This window comes from Pseudomonas resinovorans NBRC 106553 (genome assembly GCF_000412695.1).
Taxonomy (GTDB): Bacteria; Pseudomonadota; Gammaproteobacteria; order Pseudomonadales; family Pseudomonadaceae; genus Metapseudomonas; species Metapseudomonas resinovorans_A.
Genome location: NC_021499.1, coordinates 1801307 through 1817122, shown reverse-complemented (window position 1 = coordinate 1817122; position 15816 = coordinate 1801307). Strand labels below are relative to the sequence as shown.

The 15816-nt window shown below is 66.0% G+C and carries 11 protein-coding genes and 1 pseudogene; 6 read left to right on the top strand and 6 right to left on the bottom strand.

Translation table 11 applies throughout. From position 1 onward, the window contains the following. Positions 1-53: 53 nt before the first annotated feature. On the bottom strand, positions 54-467 hold the full coding sequence (locus tag PCA10_RS08375; protein ID WP_016491624.1) for a hypothetical protein: 414 nt from the start codon (positions 465-467) through the stop codon (positions 54-56). A 280-nt stretch (positions 468-747) separates the two neighbouring features. Here PCA10_RS08375 and PCA10_RS08370 point away from each other — a divergent pair, with 280 nt between their 5' ends. Next, positions 748-1344, top strand: coding sequence for an ester cyclase (locus PCA10_RS08370; RefSeq protein WP_016491623.1), 597 nt, complete (start codon positions 748-750; stop codon positions 1342-1344). A gap of 112 nt (positions 1345-1456) precedes the next feature. Here PCA10_RS08370 and PCA10_RS08365 read toward each other — a convergent pair whose 3' ends face one another. Next, positions 1457-1885: a hypothetical protein gene (locus PCA10_RS08365; protein WP_016491622.1), complete on the bottom strand. Its 429-nt coding sequence runs from the start codon at positions 1883-1885 to the stop codon at positions 1457-1459. Positions 1886-2358: 473 nt separating this feature from the next. Between PCA10_RS08365 and PCA10_RS08360 the strand changes: the two genes are divergently transcribed. Continuing rightward, positions 2359-3015: a hypothetical protein gene (locus tag PCA10_RS08360; protein WP_016491621.1), complete on the top strand. Its 657-nt coding sequence runs from the start codon at positions 2359-2361 to the stop codon at positions 3013-3015. A 100-nt stretch (positions 3016-3115) separates the two neighbouring features. On the opposite strand, the gene PCA10_RS08355 is transcribed toward PCA10_RS08360, so the two are convergent. Further along, the gene (locus PCA10_RS08355) at positions 3116-4003 is read right to left on the bottom strand and encodes a DUF2950 domain-containing protein (protein ID WP_016491620.1); all 888 of its coding nucleotides are present in this window, start codon (positions 4001-4003) and stop codon (positions 3116-3118) included. 14 nt (positions 4004-4017) lie between these two features. Further along, on the bottom strand, positions 4018-5499 hold the full coding sequence (locus PCA10_RS08350) for a DUF3300 domain-containing protein (RefSeq protein ID WP_016491619.1): 1482 nt from the start codon (positions 5497-5499) through the stop codon (positions 4018-4020). 220 nt (positions 5500-5719) lie between these two features. Here PCA10_RS08350 and PCA10_RS08345 point away from each other — a divergent pair, with 220 nt between their 5' ends. From PCA10_RS08345 to PCA10_RS08330, 4 genes are read left to right on the top strand one after another with little or no spacing between them, the layout of a single operon-like run. Next, a complete protein-coding gene (locus PCA10_RS08345) occupies positions 5720-7504 on the top strand; it encodes a copper resistance system multicopper oxidase (protein ID WP_016491618.1) in 1785 nt (594 codons plus the stop codon). 10 nt (positions 7505-7514) lie between these two features. Then, positions 7515-7802 (top strand): hypothetical protein, encoded by a 288-nt coding sequence (locus PCA10_RS31105; protein ID WP_016491617.1) that lies wholly within the window; start codon positions 7515-7517, stop codon positions 7800-7802. After that, positions 7792-8721, top strand: a complete 930-nt coding sequence (locus PCA10_RS08335; protein ID WP_016491616.1) for a copper resistance protein B — start codon at positions 7792-7794, stop codon at positions 8719-8721. Before PCA10_RS31105 ends, PCA10_RS08335 begins: the two co-directional genes overlap by 11 nt. A gap of 10 nt (positions 8722-8731) precedes the next feature. Next, a complete protein-coding gene (locus tag PCA10_RS08330) occupies positions 8732-9337 on the top strand; it encodes a c-type cytochrome (RefSeq protein WP_016491615.1) in 606 nt (201 codons plus the stop codon). 247 nt (positions 9338-9584) lie between these two features. Here PCA10_RS08330 and PCA10_RS08325 read toward each other — a convergent pair whose 3' ends face one another. Continuing rightward, on the bottom strand, positions 9585-11081 hold the full coding sequence (locus PCA10_RS08325) for a TolC family protein (RefSeq protein ID WP_016491614.1): 1497 nt from the start codon (positions 11079-11081) through the stop codon (positions 9585-9587). A gap of 1148 nt (positions 11082-12229) precedes the next feature. Continuing rightward, positions 12230-15772, bottom strand: a pseudogene (locus PCA10_RS31345) (beta strand repeat-containing protein); the annotation flags it as partial. Positions 15773-15816: the final 44 nt, after the last annotated feature.

Below are 15816 nucleotides of genomic sequence, written 5' to 3'. Positions count from 1 at the left end.
AGCGCCCCCACCGGTCGGAGCCGGCGGCAATCGCCAGCCCCGCCATTCACTCATCAATAGTCCCGTACATCCGTCCCCACGAATATCCCGAGTCGCGGGTCGTAGTACTGGATGACGATCCTCGGGCTGCTGTACCGCTGGTAATAGTAGGGCTGCGGGCCAACGACTATGCCGCCGTAGTACCTGGGCGTCAGGATGAAGCGCGGACCATGGCCGTAGTAGTCGTGGTGCCGGTAGCGGCTTCTGTGACCGTACCCACCGCGATGCCCGTAGCCGCCCCTGGAACCGTAATAGTCGCGGGAACCGTGACGGTGGTTGTCGAAGTGCCGGCCGCCACCATGGCCGCCGCCGTTCCAGGCCAGGGTGAGCGGGTCGCTCGAACCGCGGCTGGACCAGGGGTCCGCAGCGAGGGCGAGGCCTGCGCTGGCGCAGGCCAGGAGGAAGATGAACGGCTTGAGGATACCCATGGCGAACCCTCCTGCATGGCTCCCCCAGGCCTTACCCCCGCACCTTCAGTATAGTTTTTGATCAGCGCCCACCAGGCCCCGGGGCTGCCTTGCGTCGGCTGTCATGAGTGATGGCGACATACGGCGAAGGCGCTTTCCTACGGCGTTTTCTCCATGCCCTCTCTTCCCACTCCCTACGCGCCCATAGCCTTGAGGGCCTACAAATGCCTTGGCTAGAGTCCGCCGGCCCCTAGGTTCTCATGGGCAACGTCTGCAAATCCCACAGTCTGTAGGAATCACCATGAATCGAATCAATGTGTTGAAAGTAAGCCTGCTTTCAGTCTTGCTGGTCAGTCTTCCGGCGGTATCCACCGAAAACAAACCCGACGACTTCTCCTCGACATCAGATGCCCTTGCCGACCAACGAATAAACAAGACCCTCGAAGAGTTCAGGGCCGAGCGGGAAACCGTAGAGAAGAACCTGAGAAACTTCGATGACTTGGACTTCAACGTCTACAGCCATCAGAAATGGGACGAAATGGACCGCAGCCACGCCAAGGACATCATCGTCCACTATCCGGACGGTAGCGTTACCCATGGCCTGGAAGCGCACCTGGAACGATCGAAGAAGATCTTCGCCTTCGCCCCCGACACCGAGAACCCCATCCACCACGTGCGTATCGGTCAGGGCAACTACACCGCGGTGACCGGCATCTGGCGTGGGACCTTCACCAAACCCATGGTGCTGGCCGACGGCAGCGTCATCCAGCCCACCGGCAAGCGCTTCGAGCTCGAGATGGCCACCATCGGCCGCTGGAACGAGCAGGGCACCATGGACGAAGAGTGGCTGTTCTACGACGACTACACCTTCATGAAGCAACTGGGGCTGCTCAAGTAAGGCCATCCGGTGACCACCCTTGCAGGAGCGATTTCAATCGCGATGCAGGTCGAAGACCTGCCCTGCCCAACCCGGGGACGGCTACGCCGTCCATTCGCGAATGAATTCGCTCCTACAGCCTGGGCCAGGCCTGCAGGGTCCCGAGCAGGTAGAGCCCACCGAGCAGCAGGCAGACCACCGAACTGACGATCCAGAAGCGGACACCGTTGTAACCGGGCCTGACCCGGGCAATGACCAGGCCCGCCATTCCGCGCAACAGCAGGACGGCGACGATCCCGGGCAGTACCCAGCGGGCAGTTGGCGGGACGGGAAGCATGCCTGCACCGGCCAGGGCGTACAGGGCCCAGATCACCAGCACGAGGCTGATCGCGCCGGTGATGAACGTCGCCTGCCACCGGCCCTGGCGCGCGAGACGGACCATCCGCTCCCCGGCCCCCATGGCGTCGTACCAGACCGGGCCGAACAGGATGCAGCAGACATGCAGCACGGCGGCGAGCGCGGTGCCCATGGCGGCCAACAGCAACCAAGCATTCCCTTCCATAGGAAGTCTCCGAAATCGATACCTTGAGTTGACCGGGCAACGAACTGATGCGCCCGGATCATAACGGCAAATCGGCCATCTGCGACCGATTCACCACCCAGCAAGTCCAGAAAATCCAGCGCCGCCCGCAGGGGTTTCACGCCTCTCGGAAACTACCGGTTTAGAGGCGATACAGCACCATTTGCAGGGCCGTTATAACCGCTTTCACCACTGCCACTGGTCGGGGCTTTGATCGTTTTTTGAACAAAAACCGGAGGTTGTGATTATTATGCCCCGGCGATCAGGACGCACGCCGTTATCAACACCACTGATAGAGCGACCTGACTCCCACATAAATCCGAACAAATCCACAGTGCATGAAAGTTCATGTGCCGGGGATTTTTCGTCCCTGAAAAAGGCGAACGGTCGAACCCATAATTCCAATGCCGCTGTTGCATCAGTACAGCCGCTTCAATCGTCAAAAGAGGTAAACCATGGAGCTTTTTCATCTTGTAGCCGCCCTGTTCCAACAGCCGGCCACCATGGAGCTGACTCGCATGGGCGTCGTCTACGCCCACCTCATCGCCTGCTGCGTGGCCATCGGCATGGTGCTCACCAGCGACATCGCCATGGTCAAGCAGCTGTTCCAGGGCCGTGATTCCACCGCCGCCGACAAGGAACACCTGCACGCACTGAAGAAGACCGTGCTGCTCGCACTGGCCGCACTCTGGGTAACCGGTATCGGCATCGTGGCGCTGGATTACTCGCAGAAGGGCGCGATGTACTTCCTCAACCCGAAACTCCAGGCCAAGATCCTCGTGGTCGCCCTGCTGACCCTCAACGGCTGGGTTCTGCACAGCGTGGTGATGCCGGCGATGGACAAGGCAGGCAGCCTGCTCAAGATGGATATCAACGCCCGTAGCCTCGCGCTGTTCTCGGGTGTGGTTTCCGGGGTGTCCTGGTTCTACGGCGCGATGCTGGGTATCGCCCGCCCGCTGAGCTGGAAGTACTCCCTCGGCGACATCATGCTCGCCTACCCGGTCCTGATCTGCCTCGGCTTCGTCGCCATGAGCCTGCTGGTCAAGTGGGCCGCCAACCGCAGCACCAACAGTGTTCCCGCTGGAATGACTCCCGCGCTCGCTACCTGCTGAGCGTGGTCGGGCAAGGATGCCCGACCTTGAACAGGAAAGCCGCAGGGCGCCCATGGCACCCTGCGGCTTTTTCGTTCCTGAGTCTGCGGACTCTCCAGCCTCAGGACTCGTCCGGCGTCTTCACTTCCTCCCAGCTGCTGTCCGGGTCGAAGGTCTTCATGGCCTTGGCGAGCTTCTCGCTGTCGGGCCCCAGGTCCTTCTGGAAGATCTGGCCTTCGTGGCTGATCATGAAGCTCATCACCCCGCTATCCCCGTACTGCGCCGGCCAGGCCACCAGGGCGAAGCCCCGGCTCATGGCCTGCCCCAGCTTGTAGTCGTAGGCACCGCCGGGGGCCGACGGGCCCTGGGAAGTGAGGATGCGGAAGTGGTAGCCGTGCCAGTCGTCACCCTTGGTCTGGCCGCCGAACAGCGGGCCCAGGGGACTCTCGTCGGTGCCGTCCTCGTCGGCCCAGTAGAGGCCGTCGTGCTTGCCGTCGGTGCTGATGAACTTCTGCGCGTACTCGAGCACGCCGTCGCCATTGCGGTCGACCTCGGCGTAGTCCATCTGCGCATCGTGGTAGGCCTCGGCGGCCTCGATGGCCGAGAGCTCGTTGCGGCCGATCCGGCGCAGGCGGATTTCCGCGCCGGCCGCCTTGGCGTCGAAGGCCCAGCCGTCCTTGGCCTGCACCATGGGAATGGGCAGGGTCCAGGGATCGTTGCCGACCACCAGGTGCGCGCGGCCCTTCTGGCTGTCGATGCTGTGCTTCTCGCGGTAGTGGGCGAGGAAGGCGTCGACGTCCTTGCGCTCGATGCCCTTGGTGGGGATGTACTCCTGCCAGTTGGCACCCAGCAGCGCCGCCAGGCGGTTGGCATCGGCCTTCTCCGTGCCCAGTGCGGCGACGAAGGCCTCGGCGGCGGCCTCCGGGGTCTTGAAGCGTTCGTTGGCGCCGGCGAGCGCGGCGCAGCCGACCAGCAACAGCAGGATGAGAGTGCGATATGCGCGAGTCATGTGCTGTCTCCTGTTCAGCGCCGACGACCGCCGCCACCACGGGACGGCGCATGGGCGGGGCGTGATACCTGGCGGCCGGCGGCCGACTGGTGCGGACGCGAGGCGGAAGCCCGGCTGATCTGGCCACGGTTGGCGGCCGCGCGGGTCTGGGACGGTTGCCGCGCACCAGCGAAGGCGTTGTTGCGCGCACCCTGGCGATTGACGGCCGAGTGCTGCTGGCGGGCCTGCTGGCGCACTTGCTGGTTGTTCACACGGGGCCGCTGCTGCCGGTTGCCGGTGGCCTGGCGGTTCTGCAGGGCGCCGTCGGCGCGCTGGCGGGCCTGTGGTTCGTTGCGCAGGTCCCGGGTGGCGGCCTGGGCTCGCTCGCGGGCCTGCTGGTTGGTACGCGCGGGGGCTTCTATACCGCGCTGCTGCAGACTCTGGCGGGCCTTTTGGCGCTCGGCGGTGCGCTGGGCGTCGTAACCACGCAGGTTCTCGCGGTTCGCGCCACCATTGAGGCGCAGGCCGTTCTGCTGACGGTTGATGTTGTCGCGGTAGGGCACGCCCTGGCGGTTGATGGGGTTGTGGACGAACTTGTTCTGGTTGCGGTTGATCTGCCGGTTGCTGTTGATGTTGTTGTAGCGATTGACGTCGATGTCGACATCGCCGCCACCCCAGTCGCAGTCGCCCCAGAGGGAGTTGACGATACCCACGCCGACACCGAAGGCCAGGCCGGTGGCGAGACCCGTGGCGATCGGATAGCCATAGCTGGGTGGTGGCGGGTAGTAAGGCGGCGGATAGGACGGGTAGGACCAGCTGCCGTAGACCACCGTGGGGTTGTAGCTGGGCACGTAGACCACCTGCGGGTTGGTGGGCTCGATGACGATGGTCTGGGTGGCCGCCGGCTGCACCACGGTAGTGGTGGAACTGGGCGGCGGCGCCTCCTGCACGGTGACCTTCTGCTGCTCGTTGGACTCCAGGTTGCCGGCCGCCTGGGCCTGGCGGCGCAAGCGCTGGACGGAGTCCATCACATCGTTCGGCTGGGCGAGGAAGGCGTCCCCCACCCGTTGTACCCAGGCCGGGTCCTGGCCAAGGGTGGCCAGCACCTGGGGAAAGGCCACCAGGGATTGCACGCTGGGGTCCCAGGCCTGGTCGGCGACCTGTTTCACCGCATCGTCGCCCTTGGCGTCCGGGTGGGCCTTGGACCAGACCACCGCGTCGGCCACGTTGCCCGGGTAGGTGGCGGCCATCAGCACCTGGGCCAACAGGGAGTCCGGGTAGAGGGCGATGGGGGCCATCATCTGGTCGAGCTCTTCAATCTTGAACACCGCCTGGGTGGCGGCTGGCTGAGCGGCTGGCTGGGGCGGCGGAGCAGTGTCAGGCGCGGCGGACACTCCGGCAGTGGGCGCGTCGTCGCTGGCGGCGGAAATGCCGGCGTCGTTGGCGGCCAGCAGGGGCGTGGCACTGCAGGCCAGCAAGGCCGTGAGCAGTACACAGGCTGGGTTGCGGATGGGCATGGTGCGACTCCCGCATGAATGGTGACTTTCCTTGAGACAGGCAAAGGCATGCGCCCTACCACTGCCGTTGGGAAACGATAGCCCAGCGGCTGAACTCCGGCGCGGCAAAGCTGACAGAAATGTAATCACCTGCCTTCGCCCGATATGGCAATTTCCGTATCCAGATCACGTGGCATGAGGCTGCGTGACAGTTTCCTTCGACTGACTGGACTGAAACGGCATGCAGTGCAAAACCTCGCGGCGGACCTTCGTCAAGGGCCTGGCCGCCAGCGGCCTGTTCGGTGGCCTCGGGCTGTGGAAAACCCCCGTGTGGGCGGTGACCAGCCCGGGCCAGCCGACCGTGCTCAGCGGCACCGAGTTCGACCTTTTCATTGGCAAGACGCCAGTGAACCTCACCGGCAAGGCGCGCGTCGCCAAGACCATCAACGGCACGGTTCCCGGTCCGTTGCTGCGCTGGCGCGAGGGCGACACCGTGACCTTGCGCGTCCGCAACCGCCTGGACGAAGAGACCTCCATCCACTGGCACGGCATGATCCTGCCGGCCAACATGGACGGCGTGCCGGGCCTGAGCTTCGCCGGAATCGCCCCGGACGGCCTGTACGAATACCGCTTCAAGGTGAACCAGCACGGCACCTACTGGTACCACAGCCATTCGGGCATGCAGGAGCAGGTGGGTGTGTACGGCCCCATCGTCATCGACCCGAAGGAGCCGGAGCCCTACCAGTACCAGCGCGACTACGTGGTGATGCTGAGCGACTGGACCGACGAAGACCCCGCGCGGGTCATGGCCAAGCTGAAGAAGCAGTCGGATTACTACAACCAGCACAAGCGCACCGTCGGCGACTTCATCGACGACGTCAGCGAGAAAGGCTGGAGCGCCACCCTGGCCGACCGCAGGATGTGGGCAGAAATGAAGATGAGTCCCACCGACCTCGCGGACGTGAGCGGCGCCACCTACACCTACCTGCTCAACGGCCAGGCGCCGGACGGCAACTGGACCGGGTTGTTCCAGTCGGGCGAGAAGATCCGCCTGCGCTTCATCAACGGCTCGGCCATGACCTACTTCGACGTGCGCATCCCCGGCCTGAAGATGACGGTGATCGCCGCCGACGGCCAGCCGGTGGAGCCGGTTAGCGTCGATGAATTCCGCATCGCCGTGGCCGAAACCTATGACGTGCTGGTGGAACCGGCGGGCGCCGACGCCTACACCCTCTTCGCCCAGTCCATGGACCGCTCCGGCTACGCCCGCGGCACCCTGGCCCTGCGCGAAGGCCTCAGCGCCCCGGTGCCGGAACCGGACCCACGCCCGCTGATCAGCATGGCCGACATGGGCATGGATCATGGCCAGATGGGCGGGATGGATCACTCAGGCATGGCGGGCATGGACCAAAGCCAGATGGCAGGCATGGATCACTCCAGCATGGCGGGCATGGACCACAGCCAGATGGCCGGCATGGACCACGGCCAGGGCGGCACCCAGATGCAGTCCCACCCCGCCTCGGAAACCAACAACCCGCTGGTGGACATGCAGACCATGACGCCGGCGCCGAAGCTGGCCGATCCGGGCATCGGCCTGCACGACAACGGCCGCCGCGTGCTGACCTACGCCGACCTGCGCAGCACCTTCGCCGACCCCGATGGCCGCGAACCGTCTCGCACCCTCGAACTGCACCTGACCGGACACATGGAGCGCTTCTCCTGGTCCTTCGACGGCATTCCCTTCGCCGATGCAGAGCCATTGCGCCTGACCTATGGCGAGCGCCTGCGCATCACCCTGGTCAACGACACCATGATGACGCACCCCATCCACCTCCACGGCATGTGGAGCGACCTGGAGGACGAGGCGGGCAACTTCCTGGTGCGCAAGCACACCATCGACATGCCACCCGGCACCCGCCGCAGCTATCGCGTCACCGCCGACGCCCTGGGCCGTTGGGCCTACCACTGCCACCTGCTGTTCCACATGGACATGGGCATGTTCCGTGAAGTCCGCGTGGACGAATAAGGAGAGACCGATGAACAGAACGATGCAGACCCTCACCGCCGCCGCGCTGGCCTTCACCCTGCTGGCCCCCGCCGCCTGGGCCGGCGAGAACGACCACGCTGGCCACGAGCAGGCCCGGCCGGACGCAGCCCGCAAGATGGACCATGGCCAGATGGATCACGGGCAGATGGACCACAGCCAGATGCAGAACATGGATCACAGCAAGATGCAGGGCATGGACCACGGCAAGATGGACCACGGCGCCATGCACCAGGACCAGAACGCCAGGCCCAAGGCGGACAACCAAGATGACCGATAGCCGCAAGCGCCCCGCCCTGCTCGCCCTGGCCATGGCCCTCGCCACGGCCGGCAGCGCGCAGGCGGCCGAGACCATGGATCACGGGGCGATGGACCATGGGCAGATGGACCATGGCGCCATGAACCATCAGCAGATGGATCACAGCCAGATGGATCACGGTGCCATGGGCCACGGCAAGCAGCCGTCATCCCAGTCCGCCGGCCAGGGCAGCCGCCCCCCCATCCCGATGCCCAGCGACGCCGACCGGGCGGCGGCCTTCCCGGACCTGCCGCCCCATGCCATGCACACCGGCGGCATCAACAGCTTCTTCCTGCTGGACCAGCTGGAGTACCAGAACGCCGACGACGCCAGCGTGTTGAGCTGGGACGCTTCCGGCTGGATCGGCGGCGACCTCAACCGTTTCTGGTTCCGTTCGGAAGGTGAACGGGCCAACGGCCACACCGAGGAAGCCGAAGTGCAGGGCTTCTACGGCCGCGCCATCAGCCCCTGGTGGGAAGTGCTGGGCGGCGTGCGCCAGGACTTCAAGCCCGGATCACCGCAGACCTGGGCCGCGCTGGGCGTGCAGGGCATGCCGTTGTATGGCCTGGAAACCAAGGTCACCGCCTACCTCGGCGAGGCCGGCCAGAGCGCCCTGCGCCTGGAAGGCGAGTACGACATCCTGCTGACCAACCGACTGATCCTCCAGCCCATGGCCGAGGTCAACCTCTACGGCCGCAACGACGAAGCTCGTGGCACCGGCTCAGGGCTGGCCAACACCGAACTGGGCCTGCGCCTGCGCTATGAAGTGGTGCCACAGTTCGCGCCCTACATCGGCGTGAACTGGAACCGCAATTACGGCAACACCGCCGACTTCGCCCGCGAAGAAGGCGAGGACAACGACGAAGCCCGCTTCGTCGCCGGTATCCGCCTCTGGTTCTGAGACCCCAAACATGAAAAGAACAATAAAGACGCTGGCTCTCGCCGGCCTGTTGGTGGCCGCCGGCGTGGGCGGCGTGGTCTACAGCGGCGTGGTCAACGTCGCCGCCGACGATCCGCACTACACCCTGGTGCATGCCTTCCTCGCCGCCGCGCGGGACCGTTCCATCGCACTGCGCTCGCGGGATATCCAGGTTCCGCCGCTGCAGGATGCCGAGCTGATCCGCGCGGGCGCCGGCAACTACGCCGCCATGTGCGCGGGCTGCCACCTGGCGCCGGGCATGGCCGCCACCGAGCTCAGCCAGGCCCTCTACCCCGCCCCTCCGAACCTGAGCCGGCAAGGCGTGGACGGTGACCCGGCAGCGGCCTTCTGGGTGATCAGGCACGGCATCAAGGCCACCGGCATGCCGGCCTGGGGCAAGAGCATGGGCGACGAGCACATCTGGGGCCTGGTGGCCTTTCTCCAGCAACTGCCGCAACTGGACGCGGACGGCTATCGCCAACTGGTGGCCAGCAGCGAGGGGCACCAGCACGGCGGCGGCGAAACCCCGGCCCACGGGCACGGCGCCGAGGTGGCGGAGGATGAGGGGCATGGCCACAGCGAGGAGCACGCGCACTAGTCGCGCAGGTCGACGCGTACGAATATCCCTGTAGGAGCGAATTCATTCGCGAAACGGGCGGGCACCGAACCCGCCCGAAACCACCCTCACCCCAACCCTCTCCCACTGGGAGAGGGAGCAATCCGTAGCCCGGATGAAATCCGGGGAGATGCCAACCTTCGCTCCCGGATTGCATCCGGGCTACAACCTCGCGTGCACCTGTGGGGGCGAATTCATTCGCCAAGCGGGCCGCAGGCCCGCCCTCCCCTTACTTCACCGCGCCGATATCGCCGGAGGCCCAGCGCGATTCGTTGCTTTGCAGCGCGCTGGCGATGGTCGCCACGCGGTCGTCCGGCAGCGATTTCGGCAGCGGGTCCACGCCGGCGCTGACGAACAGCTGGGCGTAGGCGTTGCGCAGTTCGGCATAGGACAGGTCGCGCTTGAGCTGTGCCTGCAGGGTGTTCAGCTCGCCCTGGATCAGGTCCAGCTCGCCGATGCTCTGGGTCTTGTAGCGGTTGCGCAGCTGCTCGGCGATCTGGTCGTCGAGCCTGGCCAGTTCCTGGTTGGTCTGGAACTGGCGCTGGGCCTCGTGGTAGTTCGCGTTGGCCACATAGAGCTGCGCCAGCACGGCCATGGACATGGCCTGGCGACGGGCCGCGGCGACGGACTCGCCAGCCTTGGCGACGTCTATGGCCGCCGGCGCGGAGATCGCGTTGAACAGGTTCCAGGTCACCTTCACGCCGTAGTCGGCCCAGCTCTGGTTCACCAGGAAGCTGTTGCTGTCGTAGTGACCACCAGCGGAGAACTCCAGGCCCGGCAGCAAGCGCAGCATGGCCTTGCGGGTTTCGGCGGCGCTGATGCGCGCCTGGTAGTCCTGCTCGCGCAGTTCCGGACGGCTGGCCAGGGCCTCTTCTTCCAGACGGCTGAAGTCCACCTTGAGCTCGGGCATCTGGTAGCCGTCTTCGGCGGCCAGGGTGAAGTCGGCGTTCAGCGGCAGGTTGACCAGCGCGGCCAGCTCGGTCTTGGCCAGGGACAGCGCGCGGCGCTGTTCTTCCAGCTGGCGAGTGGCCTCGATCAGGGCACGCTGGTAGCTCAGGGCTTGCACCGGGTCACCGATGCGCTCCGAACTCATGCGCTGGCTGCTGCCGCGCGCTTCGTCGACGCGGGCCATCAGGCTGTCGATCTGCTTGAGCAGGCGCTCGGCGGCCACGGCACGCCAGTAGGCCGAACGCACGTCCTGGATGATGGTGTGGACCACCTTGCGGCGGCGCTCCTGGACGATCAGGCGCTGGTCGGCCTGCTGCTTGGCGCTGACGTAGCTGACGCCGAAATCGAGCACGTTCCACACCATGGTCAGGTCGGCGACGTCACGGTCGCGGTCCTGGGAGGTGGACGGTTCCAGGGACTGGGTGTTGGTCAGCACGCTCTGGCTGCTGGAGGCGCTGACGTTGTTGCGCCCGGCATAGCCGGCTTCCATCGCCATGCGCGGCAGCATGTCGAAGCTGGCCAGGTCGACCTGGCGCTTGGCCAGGGCTTCCTCCATCACCTTGAGGCGCGCCTCCAGGTTGTACTTCACCGCACGGGCCATGGCCTCGTGCAGGGTCAGGGGCCCGCTGAGGGGCTCCTGGTCCTTGAACATGCTTTGCAGATCCTGGCGTGCACGCTGCTCGCTGACGCTGCGGTCGATCGGTTCGCTGGTCACCGCACAACCGGTGACCGCCAGCGCCAGCATACTGATGGTGAAAAACTTCGCTGCTTTGCTCATCCTTGGGCCGCCCCCTAGACACGGCTCATTTGAATTTCTAATTCGTTGTTCTGCTATCAGGCCTGTGGGCGATCGACGCCGACCTGCCCGAGCGCCATGGCCAGTTCCCGAACCTGACGCTGTTCGTTGTTCTTGATGTCCTGCAACTGCTGCCCCAGCGTCGGCGCGCCGAAGATGCCTTGCCCCCCTTGGCCAGCACCCGCGCCCCCGCGCCATTGCAACTGGATATCACCGGACTCCTGCGGCACATCCTTGCTGAACAGGCTGGAGAAGCTGCTGCTGCCGAAGACGTTGGCATCGCCCCCGCCGAAGCCGAGGAAGCCCGCACCGCTGCCGTCGCCAAAGCCATCGCTGCTGGCGAATACCTGGGCGATGAAGCTGGGCGCCAGCGCCCCCTGGTTGATGAAGATATTGCCCAGGGTGGGGATACCACTGCCCAGCGTCGGCTGCTCGAACAGCGGCGGCGGAATCAGCGGCGAGGTGAAGGGCGGCGGCGGCGTATTCGGCTGCACGTTGTCCACTGGTACCGTGGGTTCCGGCGGCAGGATCACTGGCGTGGTGGTCCGGAACTCCGGATCACCATCGTTCTGCTGCACGCTGTAGCTCTGTGCGGACAGCGCCGAGACCTGCGGGTTGCCGGCTGCATCGGTGATCTGGGTGCCGGTGGCGTTCAGGCCCAGGGTCAGGGTGCCGGCACCGGCGACGTTGCTCACGGTGACGATGTAGGTGCGGGCATCCACCCGCACCAGCGATTGCAGCGTGCCGACGACGTTGCCGGTGGTGACCAGGTTGAAGTCGCCCAGGTCGACGCCGCTGACGTTCTCGTCGAAGGTCACGGTGTACTGCACGCTGCCGGGTGTGGGCAGCGGTGTGACGGTGGCGCTGGCGCCGGGTGCGATCGTGTCGACGATCACGCCACGGGTGTTGCCGACGTTGTTCAGGGCCAGGTTCAGGTCGTTGCCGGCCGCATCCCGCACGCTGCCGCCGTTGGTCACCAGGCCGCTGACGGCGATGCCGTTGGCGTCGTTGTCACCTGCACGCACGGTGTACTGGAACACCAGGGTGTTGGTGCCGGAGCCGGCCAGGTAGTCGGCGAACACCGTGGTGCCGCCGATATCCAGGGCCAGGCGCGGACTGCCATTGACCAGTACCACTTCGCTGGCGTTGACCACGAAGGTGAGGGTGTCGCCGGCGTTGTAGTGCATGCCCGCCGGGACGCTGACGCTGGAAACCGTCGGGCGCTGGGTGTCGATGGCGTAGGCGTTGGACGCGGTGTTGCCGGTACCGGTGTTGCCGGCCTGGTCGACATAGCCCGCGTTGTTCAGGGTGATGACATTGCTGGCATCGCGGATGCCCGCCGTCGGCGTCAGGGTTGCCGTCCAGGTGAGGCCGCCGTCCGTGGAGACGAGGTTGCTCAGTACCCCGTTCTCCACGCTGAAGTCGGCCAGGCCCAGGCCGCTCACCGCCTCGCTGAAACGGATGGTGACGGTGCTGGTCTCGCCAATGGACAGGGCCGGATCTGCGACCGTGATGGTGGCGTTCGGACGCTGGGTGTCGATGGCGTAGGCGTTGGAGGTGGTGGTGTTCGCCCCGCTGTTGCCCGCCGCGTCCTGCACGCCGGTGTTGTCCAGCGTGATCAGGTTGCCGGTGCTGGTAGTACCCGCCGTCGGCGTCAGGGTGGCCGTCCAGGTGATGCCACCGTCGCTGCTGCTGAGGTTGCTCAGGGTGCCGTTGGCCACGGTGAAGTCCGCGGTGGTCAGGCCGCTGACCGCTTCGCTGAAGGTGATGGTGACCGTGCTGGTCTCACCCGCCGCCAGCGCGGTGTCCGATACCGTGATGGTGGCGGTCGGGCGCTGGGTGTCGATGGCGTAGGCGTTGGAGCCCGTGATGCCGGTGCCGGTATTGCCTGCCTGGTCGGTCACGCCTGCGTTGTTCAGCACGATGACGTTGGTGGCGTCGGTGATGCCCGCCGTCGGCGTCAGGGTTGCCGTCCAGGTGAGGCCGCCATCGGTCGAAGCGAGGTTGCTCAGCACGCCGCCGTCCACGGAGAAGTCGGCCAGGTCCAGGCCACTCACCGCCTCGCTGAAGGTGATGGTGACGGTGCTGGTCTCGCCAATGGACAGGGTCGGATCGGCAACCACGATAGTGGCGGTCGGACGCTGGGTATCGATGGCGTAGCTGTTGGAGGTCGTGGTGTTCGCCCCGGTATTGCCGGCCGCATCGGTGTAACCGTTGCCGCCCAGGGTGATCAGGTTGGCGGAGGCGGTCACGCTTGCGATCGGCGTCAGGGTCGCTGTCCAGGTGATGCCACCGTCGCTGGAGTTGAGGTTGCTGAGCACACCGTTCTGCACTGTGAAGTCGGCGATATCCAGGCCGTTCACCGCTTCGCTGAAGGTAATGGTGACGGTGCTGGTCTCCCCGAGCGCCAGTGCGTTGTCCGCGACCGTGATGGTGGCGGTCGGGCGGGCGGTGTCGATGGCGTAGGCGTTGGAGGTGGTGGTGTTCGCCCCGCTGTTGCCCGCCGCGTCCTGCACGCCGGTGTTGTCCAGGGTGATCAGGTTGCCGGTGCTGGTAGTACCCGCCGTCGGCGTCAGGGTGGCCGTCCAGGTGATACCGCCATCGCTGCTGCTGAGGTTGCTCAGGGTGCCGTTGGCCACGCTGAAGTCCGCGGTAGTCAGGCCGCTGACCGCCTCGCTGAAGGTGATGGTGACGGTGCTGGTCTCACCTGCCGCCAGTGCCGTGTCCGCAACCGAAATAGTGGCGGTCGGGCGCTGGGTGTCGATGGCGTAGGCGCCAGAGGCGGTGTTGTTCGCCCCGGTGTTGCCCGCTGCGTCGGTATAGCCAGTGGCGTCCAGGGTGACCTGGTTGCCGCTGCTCTCGCTATTGGCGGTGGGGGTCAGGGTCGCGGTCCAGGTGATGCCACCGTCGCTGCTGCTGAGGTTGCTCAGGGTGCCGTTGGCCACGCTGAAGTCGCCGATATCCAGGCCGCTCACCGCCTCGTCGAAGGTAATGGTCACCGTGGCGGTCTCGCCGACCTTCAGGCTGCTGTCGCTGATCGCGATGCTGGCGGTCGGCCGCACGCCATCGACCACCAGGGCCTTGTTGGCCCCCAGGGAACCCGCGGCGCCAGGGGCGGCCAGGGTGAGGACGGCGTCCTGGCTGGCAGCACCCTTGATGCTGCCGCCGTTGAGGGTCAGCGCCGTGGCGGAGGCATAGTCGAGGTCGGCCGCAACATCACCCGCCTGCACCGTGTAGCTGAAGGTCAGGGTGTTGCTGCCCGAACCGGAAACGTAGTTGAGGGTCCGGTCGGTGGCGCCGGTCTCCAACAGCAGTTGAGGCGTGCCGGTCACGAGGACGTTGTCGTCGAAGGTCACGGTGATGGTGATGACATCGCCGATACCGTACTGGCCATTGGCGTTACTGGATGTCACGCCGGTCACCCTTGGCAGGACGGGTACCGTCAGGGTGATGTCGTTGCCGGTGCCGCCGATGTAACTGCCGATCAGCGAGGTGCCGTTGCCGGCGGCGGCCAGGGTGGCGCCCTCCGCGAGGCCGCCGAAGGTTCCAGTCACGCCGTCGACGAGGTCATTGCTGATGACCGTGTAGGCGTCGCCTTCCGCCGCCGTGTAGCCGTGGGTGACGGCCAGAGTGGCAGCGCTCACGTCCACCGTGCCGTTCACCACGACCTGGTCGTAGTCCGAGCCCGCGGTCGTGCCATTGATCTGCAGCGCCAGGGTGCTGCCGGCAGCCATGGTAAGGGGGCCATCGATGGTGAGGATGCCCGTCGCGTTGCCGCCCGGGGCGAGCGTACCGCCGCTCTGCACCGTCACTGCGCCCAGGCTACCGGTACCGGCCAGGGTAGCGCCGTTGGCCACGGTGGTGGCGCTGGCCGTGCTGCCATCGACCACCAGGGTGCCGGCGGAGACGGTGGTGGCGCCGGTGTGGGTCTCGGCACCGGTCAGGGTCAGGGTCCCGCTGCCGCTCTTGATCAGCGTGGCGCCGCCGGAAATCACGCCGGACAGGGTGGCCGACGCATCGGTCCGGATGGTCCCGCCAGCCGTCACGCTCACGTCGTTGTCGATGGTAGTGGCGCCGCTGATAGCCAGTGTGCCGCCAGCGAGGACGATGTCGCCGCTGCCCAGGTTAGCGTCGCTGGCCACCTGCAGGATGCCGCTGTTCAGCACGGTGGAGCCGGTGTAGGTGTTGTTGCCGGCCAGCACCACGTCGGTATGGTTGCCACCGACCGTATAGGCGTTCACCGTCAGGTTGCGCGGGCCACCGACTTCGCTGATGACCCCGGTGAAAGTGATGGTGTCGGCGCCGGTAGTTGGTGATCCGGTGCGGATCGTGGCATCGCCCAGCAACACGATGTTGTTGGTGAAGGTACGGCTGCTGCCGGCAATGCCGAAGGTGGAACCCGCCGTCAGGTTGATCTGGCCGCTGCCCAGGGTACCGCTGCCGATTGCGGCCACCAGGCCGCTGCTGCCGCTCGAGGACAGGGTGAGATCGCCGGTCAGGCCGCTGGCGTTGCTCAGGTAGATCTGGCTGTCGCCGGCGTTGAGGCTGAACGCGCCACTGCCGCTCGTCGCGCCGCCAAGGCTGATCACCGCGCCTGTGCCGCTGCCGGTCGCGTCGATGGCGACCGTGCTGATCACCTGGGTCGTGCGGTTGAGGGTGAAGCTGCCGCTAGAGTTGATAGCCAGGGTACCGCCGGCGAGCTTGAGGATACCGCCGC